18 protein-coding genes and 1 pseudogene are annotated in these 17,358 nt (G+C 73.0%); 10 read left to right on the forward strand and 9 right to left on the reverse strand.

All coding sequences use genetic code 11. The features are described from left to right. Window positions 1–59 precede the first annotated feature (59 nt). The 6 genes from ACFY8O_RS16035 to ACFY8O_RS16060 all read right to left on the reverse strand — a co-directional run bounded on the left by ACFY8O_RS16035 (window position 60) and on the right by ACFY8O_RS16060 (window position 5,834). Window positions 60–674: a GTP-binding protein gene (locus ACFY8O_RS16035; protein WP_145806016.1), complete on the reverse strand. Its 615-nt coding sequence runs from the start codon at window positions 672–674 to the stop codon at window positions 60–62. Beyond that, entirely contained in the window at window positions 655–1,023 is a 369-nt protein-coding gene (locus tag ACFY8O_RS16040; protein WP_145806018.1) for a DUF742 domain-containing protein, read from the reverse strand. Before ACFY8O_RS16040 ends, ACFY8O_RS16035 begins: the two co-directional genes overlap by 20 nt. Then, a complete protein-coding gene (locus ACFY8O_RS16045; protein WP_014049573.1) occupies window positions 1,020–1,427 on the reverse strand; it encodes a roadblock/LC7 domain-containing protein in 408 nt (135 codons plus the stop codon). The genes ACFY8O_RS16040 and ACFY8O_RS16045 overlap by 4 nt, the downstream gene beginning before the upstream one ends. After that, window positions 1,424–3,034, reverse strand: coding sequence for a sensor histidine kinase (locus ACFY8O_RS16050; protein ID WP_145806021.1), 1,611 nt, complete (start codon window positions 3,032–3,034; stop codon window positions 1,424–1,426). The genes ACFY8O_RS16045 and ACFY8O_RS16050 overlap by 4 nt, the downstream gene beginning before the upstream one ends. A gap of 611 nt (window positions 3,035–3,645) precedes the next feature. Next, window positions 3,646–4,149 (reverse strand): MarR family winged helix-turn-helix transcriptional regulator, encoded by a 504-nt coding sequence (locus ACFY8O_RS16055; RefSeq protein ID WP_387902493.1) that lies wholly within the window; start codon window positions 4,147–4,149, stop codon window positions 3,646–3,648. Then, on the reverse strand, window positions 4,146–5,834 hold the full coding sequence (locus ACFY8O_RS16060) for an FUSC family protein (protein WP_387902565.1): 1,689 nt from the start codon (window positions 5,832–5,834) through the stop codon (window positions 4,146–4,148). Before ACFY8O_RS16060 ends, ACFY8O_RS16055 begins: the two co-directional genes overlap by 4 nt. A gap of 161 nt (window positions 5,835–5,995) precedes the next feature. Here ACFY8O_RS16060 and ACFY8O_RS16065 point away from each other — a divergent pair. After that, window positions 5,996–6,298, forward strand: a pseudogene (locus ACFY8O_RS16065) (VOC family protein); the annotation flags it as partial. Here ACFY8O_RS16065 and ACFY8O_RS16070 read toward each other — a convergent pair. Continuing rightward, a complete protein-coding gene (locus ACFY8O_RS16070) occupies window positions 6,184–6,432 on the reverse strand; it encodes a hypothetical protein (RefSeq protein ID WP_387902570.1) in 249 nt (82 codons plus the stop codon). The pseudogene ACFY8O_RS16065 and the gene ACFY8O_RS16070 sit on opposite strands and share 115 nt — an antisense overlap. A gap of 425 nt (window positions 6,433–6,857) precedes the next feature. Beyond that, window positions 6,858–7,310: a MarR family winged helix-turn-helix transcriptional regulator gene (locus tag ACFY8O_RS16075; protein ID WP_387902496.1), complete on the reverse strand. Its 453-nt coding sequence runs from the start codon at window positions 7,308–7,310 to the stop codon at window positions 6,858–6,860. A 199-nt stretch (window positions 7,311–7,509) separates the two neighbouring features. Here ACFY8O_RS16075 and pcaH point away from each other — a divergent pair, with 199 nt between their 5' ends. The 4 genes from pcaH to pcaDC are packed head-to-tail and all read left to right on the forward strand — an operon-like array spanning window position 7,510 to window position 11,337. Next, window positions 7,510–8,292, forward strand: a complete 783-nt coding sequence (gene pcaH / locus ACFY8O_RS16080) for a protocatechuate 3,4-dioxygenase subunit beta (RefSeq protein WP_387902499.1) — start codon at window positions 7,510–7,512, stop codon at window positions 8,290–8,292. Beyond that, on the forward strand, window positions 8,292–8,864 hold the full coding sequence (gene pcaG / locus ACFY8O_RS16085) for a protocatechuate 3,4-dioxygenase subunit alpha (RefSeq protein ID WP_145806031.1): 573 nt from the start codon (window positions 8,292–8,294) through the stop codon (window positions 8,862–8,864). Before pcaH ends, pcaG begins: the two co-directional genes overlap by 1 nt. Then, window positions 8,864–10,189 carry a 3-carboxy-cis,cis-muconate cycloisomerase gene (pcaB, locus tag ACFY8O_RS16090; protein ID WP_387902502.1) on the forward strand — a complete coding sequence of 442 codons (1,326 nt, stop codon included), beginning with the start codon at window positions 8,864–8,866 and terminating at the stop codon, window positions 10,187–10,189. The genes pcaG and pcaB overlap by 1 nt, the downstream gene beginning before the upstream one ends. Further along, window positions 10,186–11,337, forward strand: a complete 1,152-nt coding sequence (gene pcaDC / locus ACFY8O_RS16095) for a bifunctional 3-oxoadipate enol-lactonase/4-carboxymuconolactone decarboxylase PcaDC (protein WP_387902504.1) — start codon at window positions 10,186–10,188, stop codon at window positions 11,335–11,337. The genes pcaB and pcaDC overlap by 4 nt, the downstream gene beginning before the upstream one ends. 96 nt (window positions 11,338–11,433) lie before the next feature. Here pcaDC and ACFY8O_RS16100 read toward each other — a convergent pair whose 3' ends face one another. Beyond that, window positions 11,434–12,309, reverse strand: coding sequence for a phospholipid scramblase-related protein (locus tag ACFY8O_RS16100; protein WP_387902507.1), 876 nt, complete (start codon window positions 12,307–12,309; stop codon window positions 11,434–11,436). Between the two features lie 71 nt (window positions 12,310–12,380). Between ACFY8O_RS16100 and ACFY8O_RS16105 the strand changes: the two genes are divergently transcribed. From ACFY8O_RS16105 to ACFY8O_RS16125, 5 genes are all read left to right on the forward strand, one after another. Then, window positions 12,381–12,803, forward strand: coding sequence for a hypothetical protein (locus tag ACFY8O_RS16105; protein WP_208766011.1), 423 nt, complete (start codon window positions 12,381–12,383; stop codon window positions 12,801–12,803). A gap of 116 nt (window positions 12,804–12,919) precedes the next feature. Continuing rightward, the gene (locus tag ACFY8O_RS16110) at window positions 12,920–13,570 is read left to right on the forward strand and encodes a DUF3105 domain-containing protein (protein WP_387902510.1); all 651 of its coding nucleotides are present in this window, start codon (window positions 12,920–12,922) and stop codon (window positions 13,568–13,570) included. A 26-nt stretch (window positions 13,571–13,596) separates the two neighbouring features. Continuing rightward, window positions 13,597–14,226, forward strand: a complete 630-nt coding sequence (locus ACFY8O_RS16115; protein WP_387902567.1) for a DUF305 domain-containing protein — start codon at window positions 13,597–13,599, stop codon at window positions 14,224–14,226. A gap of 225 nt (window positions 14,227–14,451) precedes the next feature. After that, on the forward strand, window positions 14,452–15,750 hold the full coding sequence (locus ACFY8O_RS16120; RefSeq protein ID WP_387902513.1) for a phytase: 1,299 nt from the start codon (window positions 14,452–14,454) through the stop codon (window positions 15,748–15,750). 187 nt (window positions 15,751–15,937) lie between these two features. Then, window positions 15,938–17,197, forward strand: coding sequence for an ROK family protein (locus ACFY8O_RS16125; protein ID WP_145806047.1), 1,260 nt, complete (start codon window positions 15,938–15,940; stop codon window positions 17,195–17,197). The last annotated feature ends 161 nt before the right edge of the window (window positions 17,198–17,358 follow it).

A 17,358-nucleotide genomic window follows, 5' to 3' on the forward strand; every position in this document is an offset into this window, starting at 1 on the left:
TGGCGTTCCGAGTGCGGGCGGGGGGACGGGGCCCGTTCAGAGGCAGATGCGGCCCGTCGTCAGGCGAGCGGTACGGCGAGGCGGTGCAGGTAGCGCATCAGGGTCATCAGCACGTCGCGGCTGGAAGCACGCAGCCGGGCGTCGCAGTCGATCATCGGGACCTCGTCCGGCAGGTCGAGCGCGCTGCGCAGGGCCTCGACGGGGTGGTGCGGGGCGTCGGGGAAGGTGTTCACGGCGACGACGAAGGGCACCCCGCGTTCCTCCAGCCTGCCGATCACGTCGAAGCTGACCTGGAGCCGCCGGGTGTCGATCAGGACGACGGCTCCGAGCGCACCTTCGAACAGCCCGTTCCACAGGAACCAGAAGCGCTCCTGGCCGGGGGTGCCGAACAGATAGAGGATCAGTTCGTCGCTGAGACTGATCCGGCCGAAGTCCATGGCGACGGTGGTGGCGGTCTTGCTCTCCACCCCCACGTTGTCGTCCACGCCGACACCGGCCTGGGTCATGGTCTCTTCGGTCGTCAGGGGCCGGATCTCGCTGACCGAGCCGACCATGGTCGTCTTTCCGACCCCGAACCCACCGACGATGACGACCTTCACCGCGGCCGTGGCCGTGGTGGGAAGGACGTCCTCGCTGCGGGGGCCCGTGATCGTGTCAGAGCTTCTGAAGTCCATGCATCACCGCTTCGAGGAGGGACCTGTCCGGGAGCGCGGCGCGGACGATGGGCGCGCGCGATTCGATCAGTTCGGTCGCCAGGAGTTCTGTCAGGAGCGAGGTGACGACGCTGAAGGGCAGGCTCAGGTAGGCCGAGATCTCGGCGACGGACAACGGAGCCTTGCAGAGCCGCAGGATCGCGGCCTGTTCGGGCTGCACCGTGGGGGACGGCTCGGCCTGCGCCACCACCATCGTGACGAGGTCGAGTGCCGCTCTCTCACCGTCGGGGTCACCGGTGATCACGTAGAGCCGTTCCGGGTCGCTCAGCTCCGGGTCGGCTTTTCGGCGCTCTCGTCGGGGAGCACTCATCCGGCCTGCCCGTCGTGGCGCGGAGGACTCGTCAGGTGCGCGCCGATCCGTACGACCATGTCGCGCATGCGCGCTCCGACCAGTCCGGCGTCGACCGTCTCACCGGCCAGGACCGCCAGGTAGGCGCCGGTCCCGGCCGCCATCAGGTAGAAGAACCCACCGGTGACCTCGATGACCACGAGCTTCATCAGGCCGTCGCTGTAGGGGATTTCGGTGGCGACGGCCGCGGCGAGGCTCTGCAGGCCGGCGCAGGCGGCGGCGAGGCGGTCGGCGACGTCGGGGTCACCGCCGTGGCGGGCGATGCGCAGTCCGTCGGCGGAGAGCACGACGATCTGGTGGATGCTCGGTACGTCGTCGGCGAGTTCCTTGAGCATCCAGTCCATGTTTCCCCGCTGCTGGATCACTTCTCGTCTCCCTTGTCCCACGCGTCGTCAGAGTTGTCGCCGTTGTCCTGATCCTTGGGCACACCGTTGACCGCCTGGGTGAAGGCTTCCAGCCAGAGGCCGGGGGGTGCCGTGTCGCCGCCGCCGTGGCCGTTGCGTGCGGGGGGAGGCTCGGCGGTCGTCGCGGACTGCTGGGGGAGGTTGTGCGAGCCGAGCGGCGCGCGGCCCCTGCTGCGGCGCTGCGGGAGTCCGCCGGCGGTCCACTCGGTCACCACGATCTCGTCGTCGGCCATGGCCGCCGCCGGAACGGGAGGCCGGGAGGCGGACGCCGGCGGTGCCGGGGCGGCGAGCGACGGGACGGGCCCGGTCGTGGCGGGGCGCGCCTTGTGCTTGCCGCGCGGGGGTACGACGTGCTGCATCTGCGACATGTCGAGCGAGCTCTGGGGGCGCGAGGTGGCGCCGATGCCGTGCGCGATGCCGGGGGCGGGCCCCGTGGTGATCATGTCGCGAGGCACGACGAGCACGGCGCGGACCCCGCCGTAGGCGGACTGCCGCAGGGAGACCTGGAGTTGGTACATGCGGGCGAGACGGCCGACCACGGCCATGCCGAGGCGCGGGGACTCGCCGAGGTCGTTCATGTTGATGCCGGCCTGGGCCTGGGCGAGCATGTTCTCGGCCCGGGCGCGGGCCTCCTCGCTGAGGCTGACGCCGCCGTCCTCGATCTCGATGGCGATGCCGGTCTGCACCTCGACGGCGGTGACGTGCACACGCGTCTGGGGAGGGGAGTAACGGGTGGCGTTGTCGAGGAGTTCGGCGCAGGCGTGGATCAGCGGCTCGACGGCCGTCCCGACGATGGCGACCTTCGCGATCGAGTGCAGGTCGACGCGCTGGTATTCGAGGATCCGGGACATCGCGCCGCGCAGCACGCTGAACAGCGGTACGGCCTTGGGCCACTGACGGCTGGGACGCGCCCCGCCGAGCACGGCGATCGAGTCGGCGAGACGGCCGATCAGCGCGGTTCCGTGGTCGATGCGGAGCAGGTCGTCGAAGACCTCGGGATTGCGCCCGTGGTGGTCCTCCATCTCCCTGAGCTCACTGGCCTGGCGGTGGACGATGGCCTGGACCCGGCGGGCGACGCTGACGAAGGCGCGCTGCGCGGAGTCACGCATGGCCTCCTCGTTGTCGATGATGTCGAGCACCTGGAGGACCAGGGCGCGCTGCGCCTTGGGGAGGTTGCGGTACGACTCGTCGGCGTCGACGACGTCGCGCATCACCTCCTGCGGCGAGTTGCTGGCCCGCAGCCGGCGGATCGCGGCGGGCAGGAGCTCCTTGGTGAGCCGCACGGTCTCCTGGTCGTGCGTCGCGATGCGGTGTTCCAGGTAGGCGATGCGCTGTTCGTACTCGGCACGCTGGACCCGCATCGCGCGGCGTCTGCGGTTGAGCACGACGGTGAGCGCCGCGACCACGACGGTGGCGAGCGCACCGCACAGGACGACTGCCACCCTCGTGTCCCCGGTGACCGGTACGGCGCCGGCGGTGGTGGCGCCCGCCATGAGTACGACGGGCAGCAGGGCGGCGCGGATTACCGGGATGTCTCTGTTGGTCGGCGGTGATTCAACACGGACCATCTAAACCCTCTGGCGGTTGATTCGGGAGGTATGGGGAGGTAGACGCACGTGTTCTGACAGTCGTGAACAAGTGCCTGAAGTCGTATCAACTCGACTTCACTGCGCGTGAGCCTAGCCAGATCAGATCAGTGCATCGGCACATTCGCCCAACCCCCTGCGCGAGCGCGCAGTCGGTAATACACTCGCCAGTTTTCGCACTCAGCGCCGCCGGACGTGTGCGGGGAGTGACACCCGAAGGGAATCGTCGCAAACCGGACCACTTTGTCCCGAAGGGCAGGACAGGCAGGAAGGCGAAAACCCTGCGGGCCACCCGCCGAACTGGGGGAACGTCGACATCTGCGCACGCGTGAGCGAGAGCCCTCTACGCGTCCGATTACGCCTGTCCCGTACAACAGGACAAGCGCACATGTGATCGAATCGGATCGAAAGGAGCAGATTCCAGAACGACGGACTCCTGTGCGGTTGTGCCACGCGAGACCCGCGCACCACGGCTCCGCCTCGCGGCGCCGACGGAGGGCGGCGGACGCGCCCGTTCCACGCCTCGCCGGAACGTCACTGTGCGTGAGGTGCCCCCCTGAGGCGGGCGGCCTTCGTCGACAGGCGGGAGGGCGTCAGCGGCGACCGCCGAGACGGCCCTCCAACTGCACCAGCAGTTCGCCGAGCTGCCGGCTGAGCCCGCCGCGTGTCTCCTCGTCGAGCCCGGAGAGCACGGAGCGCTCGTAGGCGAGCTGCTCGGGAAGGAGACGGTCGACCAGCTCGCGTCCCGCGTCGGTCAGCCCGACGTGGGCGACCCTGCGGTCCCGGGCATCGCTGCGGCGGCCGATCAGCCCCGCCTCCTGGAGGGCGCGCAGTCGTTTGGTGACGGCGGCGCCGGACGAGAAGGTCTCACGGGCCAGCTCACCGGGGGTCAGCTCACGGTCGGTGCGCCGCATCGCTCCGAGGAGATCGAATTCCCCACGGGTCAGGCCGGCGGCCCGCAGGGGCGCGTCCTCCGCCTGCTGGAGGAGTGCCGCGCAGCGGTTGATGCGGCCGATGAGCTCCATCGGTCCGGTGTCCAACCCGGGGTTGACGGCCTGCCACTGCCGTACGACCGAGGCCACGATGTCGTCGGTCACACCGCTCCGTTCACCGGGGGCAGGGTGATCAGCCCCTGCCGTTGTGCTGTCGCCGCGAGCGTACGGTGTCCTGCCTGCTCAGCGGCGAGCAGTTCCTCCTCGGGCAGGGCGCGCTGCCACCATTCGCCCGAGGCGACGTCACCCGCGTCGCGCAGTTCGACGAGCGCGGCGGTCAGCCGCCTGCGTGCCGTCTCGATCACCAGGGCGTCCGCCGCGGGGTCGGCGACGGCGCGCTCGGCGCGCTCCCGCGCGTCCCCCGCCGCGGCGAGGGCGCGTTCGACGCGGCCGGAGGCCCGGCGGTTGGTGACGGCGATCGCGGCCAGGAAGCCGACCGCGACGCCGACCAGGGTGTCCAGGGCGCGGTCGGCGATGAGCTCGCCCGCGGGCTGGAACCCCCCGAACTCCAGGATCAGCAGGGCCATCGGGGTGACGGCGATGGAGCCGAGCCAGTAGTTGCGGGTGATCAGCGCCTCGGCGGCGAAGTTGAAGAACAGCACGCACAGGACGAGGGCCAGCGGGCTGATCCGGGCGAGCGGGATGACCGCCGCGAAGACCAGGACGCCGAGGAGGTTGCCGACGGTCCGCTGAAGGGCCCTGCTCCAGGAGAGGCTGAGGTTGGGCTGGTAGACGGAGGCGGCGGTGACGATCGCCCAGTAGGGATGCCCCACGCCGAGCGCCGAGGAGACATAGCCGGCCAGGGCGCAGCCGACGAGGGTGCGGAAGGCGATCGGCAGCACAGGTGAGCCCGGGCCGAGCGCGCGCAGGAGCCGTCGCCGTGCCTCGCGCCGGCCCCGCCGCATCCGCAGTCCGGCCCGTTCGGCGTCGATCCCGAAGAGCTGCTCGACGGTGCCCGGCGCGGGCGGCGGGGCGGGCACGGGGCCACGGCCCCGGGTCGCCTCAGCCCATCGGCGCAGCTCGGCGGGGTCCGCGCCACCGACAGGGCCGTCGACGGCGGTGGTCGCGAGGGCACGCTCGGCGTGCACGACGAGCCGCTCCAGACCCTGACGTACGGGAGTGGGCCGCCCGGAGGCGAGCAGCGCCTGCCAGGCGGCCTGGACGGCTGCCGCCGCGGCGTGCCGGGTGCGGCGGTCCGGCTCCGCCGCGTAGGCCGCGGCGGCGTCGAGGGCGCGGGCGGTGGCGAGGCGCTCGGGCCCCTCCCTGCGCCACAGCGCCGGCGAGGCGGTGACCACCCAGGCGAACGCGCCCGCGGCGAGCATCAGGGCCAGGTGTCCCGGCACCTGGCCGAGTTCCTGGGGGGCGAAAAGCGCGGCCGAGGTGACGAAGGCGAAGATCACGTTGCCGGGCGGGCCGATGCGGGTGGCGTCGCAGAAGGTCTTCTGCACGGCGGCCAGCAGGGCGCCGACGGCGATCAGCACCGCGGTGGAGCCGGTGAGCGACGCAGTGACCAGCGCGACGGCGAAGCCCGCCGCCATGCCGAGGATCACCCGCAGGACGGTGTGCGCCCGGCGCGCGTACGGCAGATTGTGTCCGTAGAGGGCGCAGAGCGAACCGGCCATCGTGTACATCACGAGGTCGAGCCGGTCGAGGGAGTACAGCAGCAGGTTCGGGACCGCCGAGGCGACCACCACGCTCAGCGCGGGCTTGTACCAGATCTCCGCGGGGCTGTTCAGCCGCAGGATGCCGGTGACCGGCAGTTTGTGGACGGATGGCTTCCGGGGTCGCATGGCTGTATCACTCACCCATTTACATTAGCAGGTGTTACACCCGTAAAACATTTCGGCGGCGCGATCGGGCCGGCTCCGGTGGCCGCCCTTTCGGCACCGGCCTAGCGTGCTGCACAACAGCGTAGGAACGTCTCCTGTCGCGCGCCTCGGGAGGAAACGGGATGAAGCTCACGGAACCGGTGACCGGGAGCCCTTGCTGGGTCGAGCTCGGCACGCCGGACGTGCCTGGCGCCCAGGCCTTCTACGCGGCGGCACTCGGGTGGCGGTCGGAGACCGACCCCCGGCCGGAGGCGGGCGGCTACACGATGGCGCGCGTCGGAGAGGACGCCGTCGCGGCACTCAGCCCCACCTACCGCCCGGAGCAGCCGCCGGCCTGGACCGTCTCCTTCGCCACCGAGGACGCGGACGACTCGGCGCGGGCCGTGCGTTCGGCGGGCGGCACCGTGCTGATGGCCCCCATGGACGTCTTCGACCTGGGCAGATTCGCCGTCGCCGCCGATCCGTCCGGAGCGGTGTTCTCCCTGTGGCAGGCCCGCGCCTTCACCGGCGCGAAGCGCTTCGGCGACCCCGGCACGCTGGGCTGGACGGAACTGCGCACCGTGGACGTCGAGGGCGCCCTCGCCTTCTATCCGGCCGTGTTCGGCTGGACGGCCGACGTGTCGGAGCGCTTCACCCACTGGGCCGTGGACGGAGCAGAGTTCGGCGGTCTGAAGGAACTCCCCCGCGACGGCGAGCGCGGGCAGGGCGGGACGCCGTCGCGATGGCTCCCCTACTTCACGGTCGGGGACGCCGAGAGCACCGCCGCGAGGGGCGGTGGGCGCGGGCGGTTGCGCAGCTCTCCCCGCCGAGGCGCGTGCCCGGGGGCCCCTGCGTCGCCGTCCTCGCCGACCACCGGGGAGCGGCCTTCGGCATCCAGGCCCCATGAAGGGTGCGGGTCCCCGGGAGCACCGGCCCCCTGGGGGCACGCCCCGTCACGCCTCGCGGACTCCAGGGATCACCGGAGGGGCCCGCCCGGCGCTCCCGTCACCTCGTCTCCTCCGGCGCCCGGAGCGTCTCGGCAGCCTCCGACACCCGGTGCATCAGATCGAGGAGCGTCCGCTGCTCGCCGGCGGAGAGCGGGCCCAGGAAGACCTGGTTCATCCGGACCGTACGCAGGGCGAGCCGCCGGTGGGTGCGCACGCCCTCGTCCGTGAGACGCAGCTGAAAGCGCCGCCCGTCGCGGGGATCGCGCACCTTGTCCAGCAGCTCGCGCCGCAGCAGCCTGCTGACGACCTCGGCGATGGTGGAGCGGTCCAGGCCGACCCGCTCCCCCACCGTCCGCTGGTCGAGCCCCGGTTCGGCGGTCAGCGCGTTGAGTACGGCGAACTGCGGCGAGGTGGTCTCCTGCGAGACCATCGTGTTCCACATCAGGTGGTGCGCCTGCTGAAGGCGCCGGGCCAGATGCCCGGGATGGGTACTCAGGTCGACCGCCTGCACGGCACCGCCTCTCTCTGCCCGCCACCGGCCTTCTCGGCCCTGGACCGGGGTCCCTGCGGCCGGAGCCTCCGCCGGCCAGGACCACGAAGATACACAGTGCACTGAGGGTATTGACCGCGACTGCGCCGTCTGGGTAGCTTCATGGCCATCGAATTTTACTCAGTGTACTGAGCATTATCAGCTTTCACGGAGCCGTGACATGACCGCACGTGACCTTCCAGCCCAGCCGTTGCCCGACGGGCTGACCCAGCAGGAGATCGACTCGGAGGTGGCCAGGGCCCAGGCTGCCGCCCGGCCGGGTGCCGAGCATCCGCCGCGCGACTACCCGCCGTACCGCAGCAGCCACTTCCGCCATCCGCACCGCTCGCTGATCCCCCTGCGCGACCCGGAGGCGGTCGAGCTGTCCGGGCCCGCGTTCGGCGTCACGGACGTGACCGCGCTGGACCGGGACCTCACCGCCCAGCACACCGGCGAGCCCCTCGGTGAACGGATCACCGTCACCGGCCGCGTCCTCGACCGGGCCGGCCGCCCGGTGCGGGGGCAGCTCGTCGAGGTCTGGCAGGCCAACGCCTCGGGGCGGTACGCCCACCAGCTCGACCAGCATCCGGCGCCCCTCGACCCGAACTTCACCGGCTTCGGGCGCTGTCTCACCGACGACGACGGCGGGTACTCCTTCACCACCGTCAAGCCGGGCGCCTATCCGTGGCGCAACCACACCAACGCCTGGCGCCCCGCGCACATCCACTTCTCGCTGTTCGGGACGTCCTTCAGCCAGCGGCTCGTCACCCAGATGTACTTCCCCGGCGATCCGCTCCTCCCGTACGACCCGGTGATCCGCTCCGTCACGGACCAGGCCGCGCGGGAGCGGCTGGTCTCCACGTACGACCACGAGATGTCCGTGCCCGAACGGTCGCTCGGCTACCGCTGGGACATCGTCCTGGACGGTCCGTGCGCCACCTGGACCGAGGAAGGCGACGCCTGATGTCCCACGCCCCGACCCCCTCCCAGACCGTGGGCCCGTTCTACGGCTACGCCCTGCCCTTCCCCGGCGGCGGCGAGGTCGCCCCGGCCGGCCACCCCGGCACGATCACCGTGCACGGCTACGTGCTCGACGGCCAGGGCGACCCCGTGCCCGACGCGATCGTCGAGACCTGGCAGCCCGCACCCGACGGATCGCGCACCGGCCTGCCCGGATCGATGCGCCACGACCCCGCCTCGGGGAAGGTGATCGGGCGCAACGGCGTGGACTTCACCGGCTTCGGCCGGGCGCCGACGGACGCGGACGGGCGGTGGGCCGTGCGTACGCTTCCGCCCGGCGGCGTGCCGTACATCAGTGCCGCCGTCTTCGCCCGCGGGCTGGTCCACCACCTGTTCACCCGGGTCTACCTCCCGGACCTGCTGGACGCGGAGGGCGGCGCCGGTGACGCGCTGCTGGAGTCGCTGGACGCCGAGCGGCGCGCCACACTGATCGCTACACGCACGGACCCGCGCACCTACCGCTTCGACATCCGTCTCCAGGGCGAGGGCGAGACGGTCTTCCTGGAGTTCAGCTGATGCACGAGAGCGACGCCGGCCTCCTCGCCCCCGGGCGGGCCGGCTCCGCGGCCGAGGCCGCCACCGGCGACCACGCCTTCCTGCGGGCGATGCTGGACGCCGAGGCGGCCCTCGCCCGGGCCCAGTCCGCCTGCGGGCTCGCCCCGGCCACGGCCGGGCGGGCGGTCACCGGGGCGGCGGACGCCGGCGAGTTCGACGTACGCGAGCTCGCGCTGCGGGCCCGGTCCGGAGGCAATCCCGTGATCCCGCTGGTCGCCGCGCTGTCGGCCGCGGTGGACGACGCCAGCAGGCCCTTCGTCCACCGGGGGGCGACCAGCCAGGACATCCTGGACACGGCGGCGATGCTGGTGGCCTCCCGCACCCTCGCGCTCGTCCTGGAGGACCTGGCGCGGACCGCCGCCGCGCTGGCGCGGCTGGCGGCCGAGCACCGCGACACGCCGATGCCGGGCCGCACGCTGACCCAGCACGCGGTCCCCACCACCTTCGGTCTCAAGGCCGCAGGCTGGAGGTCCCTGGTGCTCGACGCACGCGACCGGCTGACGGCCGTACGGGACGGGCTGCCCGCGCAGCTCGGCGGCGCGGCGGGCACACTGGCCGCCTTCCCCGCGGGTGACGACGAGGCGGGGCTCCGCCTCGTGGCGGTCTACGCGAGGGAGCTGGGCCTGGCCGAACCGCCGCTGCCCTGGCACACCCTGCGCACCCCGGTCGCCGACCTGGCCGGCGCTCTCGCCTTCACCGCGGGCGCGCTGGGCAAGGTGGCGGCCGATGTGCTCGCCCTCTCCCGTACGGAGATCGCCGAGCTAGCGGAGGGATCGGGCGGTGGTTCCTCCGCCATGCCGCACAAGGCGAACCCGGTCCGCGCCACCCTGATCGCGGCAGCCGCGCGCCGGGCACCCGGGGCGGCGGCCACGCTGTACGGCTCGGTCGCCGCCGAGGACGAACGGCCCGCCGGCGCCTGGCACGCCGAGTGGGAACCCCTGCGCGACCTGCTGCGGCTCGTCGGCGGGGCCGCGCGGGACGCCGCCGAGCTGACGGAGGACCTGCGCGTGTCCCCCGCCGCCATGCGGAGGCATCTGGGGCTCACCGGCGGCCTGATCGTCTCCGAGCGGCTGGCCGCCGTGGCGGAGGACCGGGTGGGCCGCACCCGCGCCAAGGAGATCCTCACCGAGGCGGCCGTCCGCTCCCGTGACACGGGCAGCCCGCTGGCGGAGATCCTCGCCGGGGAGCCCGCCTTCGAGGGACTGGACCTCGACGAACTGACCGACCCCGCCCGGTACACCGGCTGCGCCGGGCCCCTCACCGACCGCGCTCTGGAGCGCCGATGACCACGACACCCGCCCGACTCCTCCATCACCGCGCCGAAGGCCCCGCGAGCGCCCCGCCCCTGCTGCTGGGCCCGTCGCTCGGCACCTCGACCGCGCTCTGGGACGGGGTCGCCCCCGAACTCTCCGCCACCCGCCGCATCGTGCGGTGGGACCTGCCGGGGCACGGGGGCTCGCCCGCCGGCCTGATCGGCCCGGGGGCGTCCGTCGCCGATCTGGGAGCGCTGGTCCTGGACCTCGCCGACCATCTCGCCCTGGACCGCTTCTCCTACGCCGGGGTGTCCCTGGGCGGCGCGGTGGGCCTCTGGCTCGCCGCCCGTCATCCGGACCGCGTCGACCGGCTCGCCGTCGTCTGCTCCTCCGCCCACTTCGGGGACCCGGGCCCCTGGCGGGAGCGGGCCGCGCTCGTGCGTGCCGAGGGTCTCGGGAAGGTGGCGGAGAGCGCCGCGGGCCGCTGGTTCACGCCGGGGTTCACCGCACCCCGGCTGCTCGACGACCTGCTGGGCACCGACCCCGCGGCGTACGCGGCGTGCTGCGACGCGCTGGCCGACTACGACCTGACGGAGGCGCTGTCCGGCGTACGGGCGCCGACGCTGGTCATCGCGGGCCGTGAGGACCCGGCGACGCCCCCCGCACACGCCCGGGAGATCGCCGACCGGATCCCGGGGGCGGCGCTGACGGAGCTGCCGCGCGCCTCGCACCTGGCCCCCGCCGAACGGCCCGAGGCGGTGCGGGAGGCGCTGCGCGCGCACTTCGCGTCACGCGAGCGCGGGAGCGGGACGGCGGTGCGCCGCGAGGTGCTCGGCGACGCGCACGTGGACCGGGCGCAGGCGGCGACCACGGCGTTCACCGCACCCTTCCAGGACTTCATCTCCCGCTACGCCTGGGGTGAGATCTGGACCGACCCGACGCTCTCGCGGCGCGAGCGCAGCCTCATCACCCTGACCGCCCTGGTCGCGCACGGCCACCACGACGAGCTGGCGATGCACGTCCGCGCGGCGGTACGCAACGGACTCGGCGCGCAGGAGATCGGCGCAGCGCTCCTGCAGACGGGGGTCTACTGCGGAGTGCCCGCGGCGAACGCGGCGTTCGCGGTGGCCGGGCGGGTGCTGGCGGAGATGGACGCGGCGGAGCCCGAGGCCGCCGAGTAGCCGGGGGCGGCCCGGCGCCGCCCCGGCCGGACCGGTCGGAGCGCCCCGACCGGCCCCCTCGGCAGGGGCCACACTCCAGCCGTCCGCCGGAGGGGCTCAGCCGAGGCCGCGGGCGTCCTGCTTGAGGGCGGTGTCCACGGTCAGGGCGGTCGCCACGACGAGGCTGAGCAACGGCTCGGGCAGCCGGTGGTGGATCTGGAGCACGTAGGTGTCGGCCGTGGTGAACATGGTCTTCGCCAGGCCCTCCCAGGTCTTGGTGATCCGGGCGATCTCGGTGCCGTCGTGGTCGACGATGGCGAAGTTCCAGGCGCGCCAGTTCTCCGCCTTGATCGCTCCCACCTGCCGCCCGTCGACCGTCATCGCGAAGTTGATCTTGCCGATGGCGTTCTGCTGGACGATCTCACCGACGGGCCGGCCGTCCGGCCGCTGCACCACGACCCTGGACTTGATGAACTTCGCGGGCCGGGTCAGGAGCAGCTGCGGCTGCCCGTGGGCGTCGCGGATCTCCAGACGGTGGGTGAGGTACTGGTCGATGCTGGAGACGAACCTGAGCACCTTGCGCAGCGCGCTCTGTCCGACCTGGACGACCGAACCGACGGTGTTGCCCTGCTGGTCGAAGACGCGGTACTCGTTGGTGACCTCGATCAGCTTGGCCTTCTGGTTCACCACCAGGACCTGCTGGTCGAACAGCGAACCGGCACCGGGAGCGCCCTGCTGAGGAGCGAACTGCTGGTGGGCGCCCTGCTGAGGAGCGAACTGCTGCGGAGGCACGGCGTGGGCCTGCACCGGAGCCTGGTACTGAGCCGAGGCCTGGTGCTGGGCGTGCGCCTGGGCCTGGACCGGTGCCTGTGCGGGGGCCTGGGCCGGATGGGTGTGCTCGGTCCAGCCGGTGCCGTCCCAGTAGCGCAGCAGCTGGGGCGCACCGTGCGGGTCAGGATGCCAGCCCGCAGGTATGTTCGATTGCGTCGTCACCGAGGCACACTATCCTGCCAAGCTATGGGCCCGGACTCATTGAAATTTCACACACCATTACGATGGCGGCGATGACCAGAGTGAGCGTGGGGACGGACCGGCGGCGGGGCACGGACAGCCTGCCCGTCGCGCTGGCCTGGGCGCTGATGCTCGTGGCGGTGTTCCTCTGCTGCTCGCACACCGCCGCCCCCTCGCCTCGCGACGGGGCCCCGTCGACGGCCACGGACGTCGCTCTCACCCCGGGGCCGTCGGCAGCCGTCTCTGTGGTCACGGCCGACGCACCGGCCGAGCGCGGCGTCGGCAGTTCCTGTCACGGCGCGACGGACCACTCCTCGGCGGTCGTCCTGCCGGGCCCCACCGCTCCCGTCGCGCTGCCGTGCGGCGCGGCCACCCCCCGCACGGCCCCGCTCTCGGGTGCGGCGGTCATCAGGGGCCCCTCCAACGACGGCGTGCACGCCGTCGATCATCTCCGTCTTCAGGTTCAGCGGATCTAGAGGCAGGATCTCCGCCCTTCCGCGCCGTGAACGCGCCGGAGGCGGTTCTTCCGCACGCCCTCCCCCGCGTGACGCGCCTCCCGCGCACGCCGTCCGCCGAATCCGAGGACCGAGACATGGCTTCCGCCAAGAACAAGAACAACCCCTCCGCCGCGCGTCGCGCCAAGCTCGAGGAGGCCCGCCGCAAGGAACGGGCACGCGAGCGCCGGAGCCGCATCGTCACCATCACCGCCGCCGTCGCCGTGCTCGCCGGACTCGTGGCCGGCGGCGGCTACCTGGTGTCGGCCGCCGACGAGAAGGACAAGGCCGAGGAGCAGGCGAAGACCTCGCCCGTCACCGGCGAGAAGTCCTGGGACAAGCTGACCCAGAACCACGTCGAGAAGCCCGTCGACTACCCGATGAACCCGCCCGTCGGCGGTGACCACAACCCGGTGTGGATGAACTGCGACGCCGACGTCTACACCGAGGCCATACCGAACGAGAACGCCGTCCACTCCCTGGAGCACGGCGCGGTCTGGGTCACGTACAACGAGAAGGCGAAGGACGCCGACGTCAAGGCGCTCGCGGAGCGCGTCGGCAAGACGCCCTACTCGCTCATGAGCCCCGTGGCCGACCAGAAGGACCCGCTGATGCTCAGCGCCTGGGGCAAGCAGCTCACGGTGAAGAGCGCCACCGACGCACGGGTGGCGCAGTTCTTCACCAAGTACGTCCAGGGCGCGCAGACCCCGGAGCCGGGCGCCGCCTGCTCCGGCGGGGTCTCCAAGTGACCTCCTCCGCGCCCGCTGCCCGTCCGATGGTGTGGGCGGGGGCCGTGGTGTTCGTGGTGGCGGTGGGGCTCGTCCTGCTGATGGTCGTCCGGCCCTCGGCGGCCTCCCCCTCCGCTTCAGGTTCGGGTTCCGGGAGGTCCTCGGCGGCGCCTGCGGAGGCTTCGGCCGACGTGGGCTTCGCCCGGGACATGTCGGTCCACCACCAGCAGGCGGTGGAGATGGCGTTCCTCGTCCGCGACCGCACCGAGGACGAGGACGTGCGGCGACTGGCGTACGACATCATCAACACCCAGGCCAACCAGCGGGGCATGATGCTGGGCTGGCTGGAGTCGTGGGGCAGGCCCAAGAGCTCGGAGCGGCCCCCCATGAAGTGGATGGGCCACCCGGCCACGCCGGACGACGGCGCCCTGATGCCCGGCATGGCGACCGACACCGAGCTGGAGCGGCTCCGCACGGCCGAGGGCAGGGACGCCGAGGTGCTGTTCCTGCGGCTGATGACCGTCCATCACCGCGCGGGCGCCGACATGGCGCGGGCCGCGGCTGCTTCGGCGGGCACGGACGAGATCGGAGGGCTCGCTGCGGGCATGGCGCGTGCCCAGGAGTCCGAGATCTCGCTCATGGCGGACATGCTGAAGGCCAGGAACGCCACGCCCTGAGCCGTGCGGTGCACCGGGGCCGGGTCCGGTGGCGGTCGTCACCGGGCCCGCGCGGTGCCGGGTCCGGGCGGTGATCACCGGACCCGGCACCGCCCCGCGACACCGGGAATTCACCTGCCGCCCATGTCCCGCCCACGGGTGTGACACCGGCGCACCGCCCCGCCACCCGACACTTCCTGACGAGTCATGGACAAGCCCCTCTCACGACAGGAAGCATCTGTGCGCATGCACCGCTCCCCTCGCCTGGCGGCCACCGCTCTGCTCGGTACCGCGCTGATCACCCTCGTCCCGCTGGCCCCCGCCCACGCCCGGTCGCTGCCGACCGTGGGCGCGACGGCGGAGACGGCCGCGCTGTACGACGACGAGGCGGGCGGCAACGCCAACGCCGACGACCCGGCGATCTGGCGCAACGACGCGGACCCCGGCCGCAGCCTGGTCGTCGCCACCGCGAAGGAGGGCGGGCTCCGGGTCTACGGCCTGGACGCGTCCCTGGTCCAGTCCCTGCCTGCGCCCGCCCCCGCCACGGAGGACGACGCCCCGGGCCGGTTCAACAACGTCGACCTCCTCGGCGGCCTCCGCACACCGGCGGGCCGCACCGACGTGGCCGTGGTGAGCGACCGGGGCAACGACCGCCTCCGCATCTACCGCATCGACCCCTCGCAGCCCGGTGGTCCGCTGAAGGACGTCACCGACCCCGCCGCCGCCCCGGTCTTCTCCGCGGACCAGGCCGAGATCAACGAGCAGCGGACCGTGTACGGCCTGGCCACCTGGCAGGACCGCGCCACCGGACGCTCGTACGCACTCGTCAGCCGCCGCAACACCACCGACCTGGCGCTCCTGGAGCTGCGTCCGACCGCGGCCGGCACCGTGGGCTACAGCCTGGTGCGCACCCTCTCGCTGCCCTCCTCGTTCCGGCTGCCGGACGGCACCTCCTGGACTCCGTGCGGTGAGCCCGGCGAGCTGCCGCAGATCGAGGGGATGGTCGTCGACCCCGCGAACGGCACCCTGTACGCCGGCCAGGAGGACGTCGGCATCTGGCGCCTGCCGGCCGGCCTGAACGGGCGCCCGGTCCTGGTGGACAAGGTCAGGGAGTACGGCGTCCCCAGGGCGTACGACCCGGAGACCGAGGAGTGCACCCCGGGCGCGGACCCGGGCTTCGGCGGCAAGCGGCTGGCGGCGGACGTCGAGGGGCTGACCCTGCTCCAGGAGTCCGGCGGTGACGGCTACCTCCTCGCGTCGGGGCAGGGCGACAACAGCTTCGCCCTGTACGACCGCGAGGTGTCCGAGGACAACGAGTACGAGGGCGGCTTCCGCGTCACCGCCGTGTCGGCCGACCTCGACGGCAGCGAGGAGTGCGACGGGGCGGCCGTGCTCGACAAGCCGCTGGGCTCCCGCTACCCGCGTGGGCTGCTGGTGGTCCAGGACGGGCACGAGACCTCCGCGACGGGCACCGAGGAGGGCCGGGAGGCGACCGGCTTCAAGTTCGTCGACCTGGGCGCGGTGAAGGACGCCGCGGACCTGTAGCCCCGTCGGCGGGGGCGGGCCTCGGTCCTGCCCCCGCTGCGGCCTGGATCTGCTCGTTCGCTGGGGTGCGCCACGAGCGGGCCCCGCAGGCAGGAGGCCGCGCGCACCGGGTGACCGAGGGCCCCGGCGGGACGGGTCCTCCTGGCGTCCGTACAGACGTGCACCATCGCATAGGCTCGTCGGCGATATGAAGAACTACCTCACGCCCCTGGGGTCCAAGGCCGACAAGGACACCGTACGGCGCCACAACCTGAGCCTGGTGCTGCGCGCCGTACGGGACGAGGGCGAGGCCGGTGAGGCGACCCGGGCCGGTGTGTCCGCGCGGGTCGGGCTCACCCGGGCCGCGGTGTCCTCCCTGGTCGAGCAACTGCTGGACAGCGGCTTCGTCACCGAGTCGGGCAAGACGTTCAGCGGACAGGCCGGGCGCCCCGGCACGGCCCTGAAGGTGGCGCGTACGGGGCCCGCCGGGCTGGGCGTGGAGGTCAACATCGACTACGTGTCGGTGTGCGTCGTGGACCTGGCGGGGACCGGCCGGGTCCGCCAGACCGAGCATCTGGACAACCGCGGCGCACCGCCCGAAGAGGTACTGGCCCGGGCCGCGGGCATCGCGGCCCGCACCCTGGACTCGGCGCGGGAGCAGGATCTGCGCCCGGTGGGTACGGCGCTCGCCCTGCCGGGACTCGTGTCGGGAGGCTCGGTGCGCCAGGCGCCGAACCTGGGCTGGAACCAGGTGGCGGCGGAGGAGCTGTTCGCCGAGGCGCTCGCCGCGCGGCGCCCCGCCACGGCTCCGCTGCCGGTGCGCTCGGAGAACGAGGCGAATCTCGCGGCGCTGGCCGAGCTGTGGTTCGGCGGGCTGGACACGGTCCGCAGCTTCCTCTACCTGACCGGCGAGATCGGCGTCGGCGGCGCGCTCGTCCTGGACGGCGAGCTGTTGCGCGGGGCGCACGGCTTCGCCGGGGAGATCGGCCATGTGGTGGTCGATCCCGCCGGGCCCGAATGCCGCTGCGGCTCACGCGGCTGCCTGGAGCAGTACGCCGGCCAGTCCGCCCTGCTGCGGGCGGCGGGCATCGACGAGGCCGGCGGCGGGGCCGCCGGGGTGATGGAGCTGGAGCGGCGGGCGCAGGCGGGTGACCCCGTGGCGCTGGCCGCCGTGGCCGGCGCCGGCCGGATGCTGGGGCAGGTCCTGTCCGGCGCGGTGAATCTGTTCGACCCGGACGCGGTGGTGCTGGGCGGGATATACCGCGGCCTGATGCCGTGGCTCTCGCCGCCCGCCGACGAGGAGCTCACGGGCCGCGTGGTCTCCGGCCTCTGGTCGCGGGGCGGCGGCAGGCTGCGCGCCTCGTCCGTCGCGGGTGACGCGGCCCGGGGGGCGGCGGCCCTGGTGGTGCAGGACGTGCTGGCCGATCCGGTCGCGTACGCCAGGCCGGCTCCGGCCATGGAGAGCTGAGGCCGGAGCACGCCCGGACCGGGGTGTCCGGCGGTGGTCGTCGGACACCCCGGGGGGTGGGTCAGCTGGGTCAGCGGACGCCGAGGAGGTGTTCCATGGCGAGCTGGTCGAGGGCTTCGAAGGCCATGGAGCGTTCGGCGGCGGTGGTGGCGTCGAAGTCC

The sequence above is a fragment of the Streptomyces argenteolus genome, from assembly GCF_042902585.1.
Classification (GTDB): domain Bacteria; phylum Actinomycetota; class Actinomycetes; order Streptomycetales; family Streptomycetaceae; genus Streptomyces; species Streptomyces argenteolus.

What these genes read in the sequence shown, in the direction of transcription:
- ACFY8O_RS16035 (WP_145806016.1), bottom strand. Translation starts at nt 674, where the DNA reads ATGGACTTCAGAAGCTCTGACACGATCACGGGCCCCCGCAGCGAGGAC.
- ACFY8O_RS16040 (WP_145806018.1), bottom strand. Translation starts at nt 1,023, where the DNA reads ATGAGTGCTCCCCGACGAGAGCGCCGAAAAGCCGACCCGGAGCTGAGC.
- ACFY8O_RS16050 (WP_145806021.1), bottom strand. Translation starts at nt 3,034, where the DNA reads ATGGTCCGTGTTGAATCACCGCCGACCAACAGAGACATCCCGGTAATC.
- ACFY8O_RS16060 (WP_387902565.1), bottom strand. Translation starts at nt 5,834, where the DNA reads ATGCGACCCCGGAAGCCATCCGTCCACAAACTGCCGGTCACCGGCATC.
- pcaH (WP_387902499.1), top strand. Translation starts at nt 7,510, where the DNA reads ATGACCGCACGTGACCTTCCAGCCCAGCCGTTGCCCGACGGGCTGACC.
- pcaG (WP_145806031.1), top strand. Translation starts at nt 8,292, where the DNA reads ATGTCCCACGCCCCGACCCCCTCCCAGACCGTGGGCCCGTTCTACGGC.
- pcaB (WP_387902502.1), top strand. Translation starts at nt 8,864, where the DNA reads ATGCACGAGAGCGACGCCGGCCTCCTCGCCCCCGGGCGGGCCGGCTCC.
- pcaDC (WP_387902504.1), top strand. Translation starts at nt 10,186, where the DNA reads ATGACCACGACACCCGCCCGACTCCTCCATCACCGCGCCGAAGGCCCC.
- ACFY8O_RS16105 (WP_208766011.1), top strand. Translation starts at nt 12,381, where the DNA reads ATGACCAGAGTGAGCGTGGGGACGGACCGGCGGCGGGGCACGGACAGC.
- ACFY8O_RS16110 (WP_387902510.1), top strand. Translation starts at nt 12,920, where the DNA reads ATGGCTTCCGCCAAGAACAAGAACAACCCCTCCGCCGCGCGTCGCGCC.
- ACFY8O_RS16115 (WP_387902567.1), top strand. Translation starts at nt 13,597, where the DNA reads ATGGTGTGGGCGGGGGCCGTGGTGTTCGTGGTGGCGGTGGGGCTCGTC.
- ACFY8O_RS16120 (WP_387902513.1), top strand. Translation starts at nt 14,452, where the DNA reads ATGCACCGCTCCCCTCGCCTGGCGGCCACCGCTCTGCTCGGTACCGCG.
- ACFY8O_RS16125 (WP_145806047.1), top strand. Translation starts at nt 15,938, where the DNA reads ATGAAGAACTACCTCACGCCCCTGGGGTCCAAGGCCGACAAGGACACC.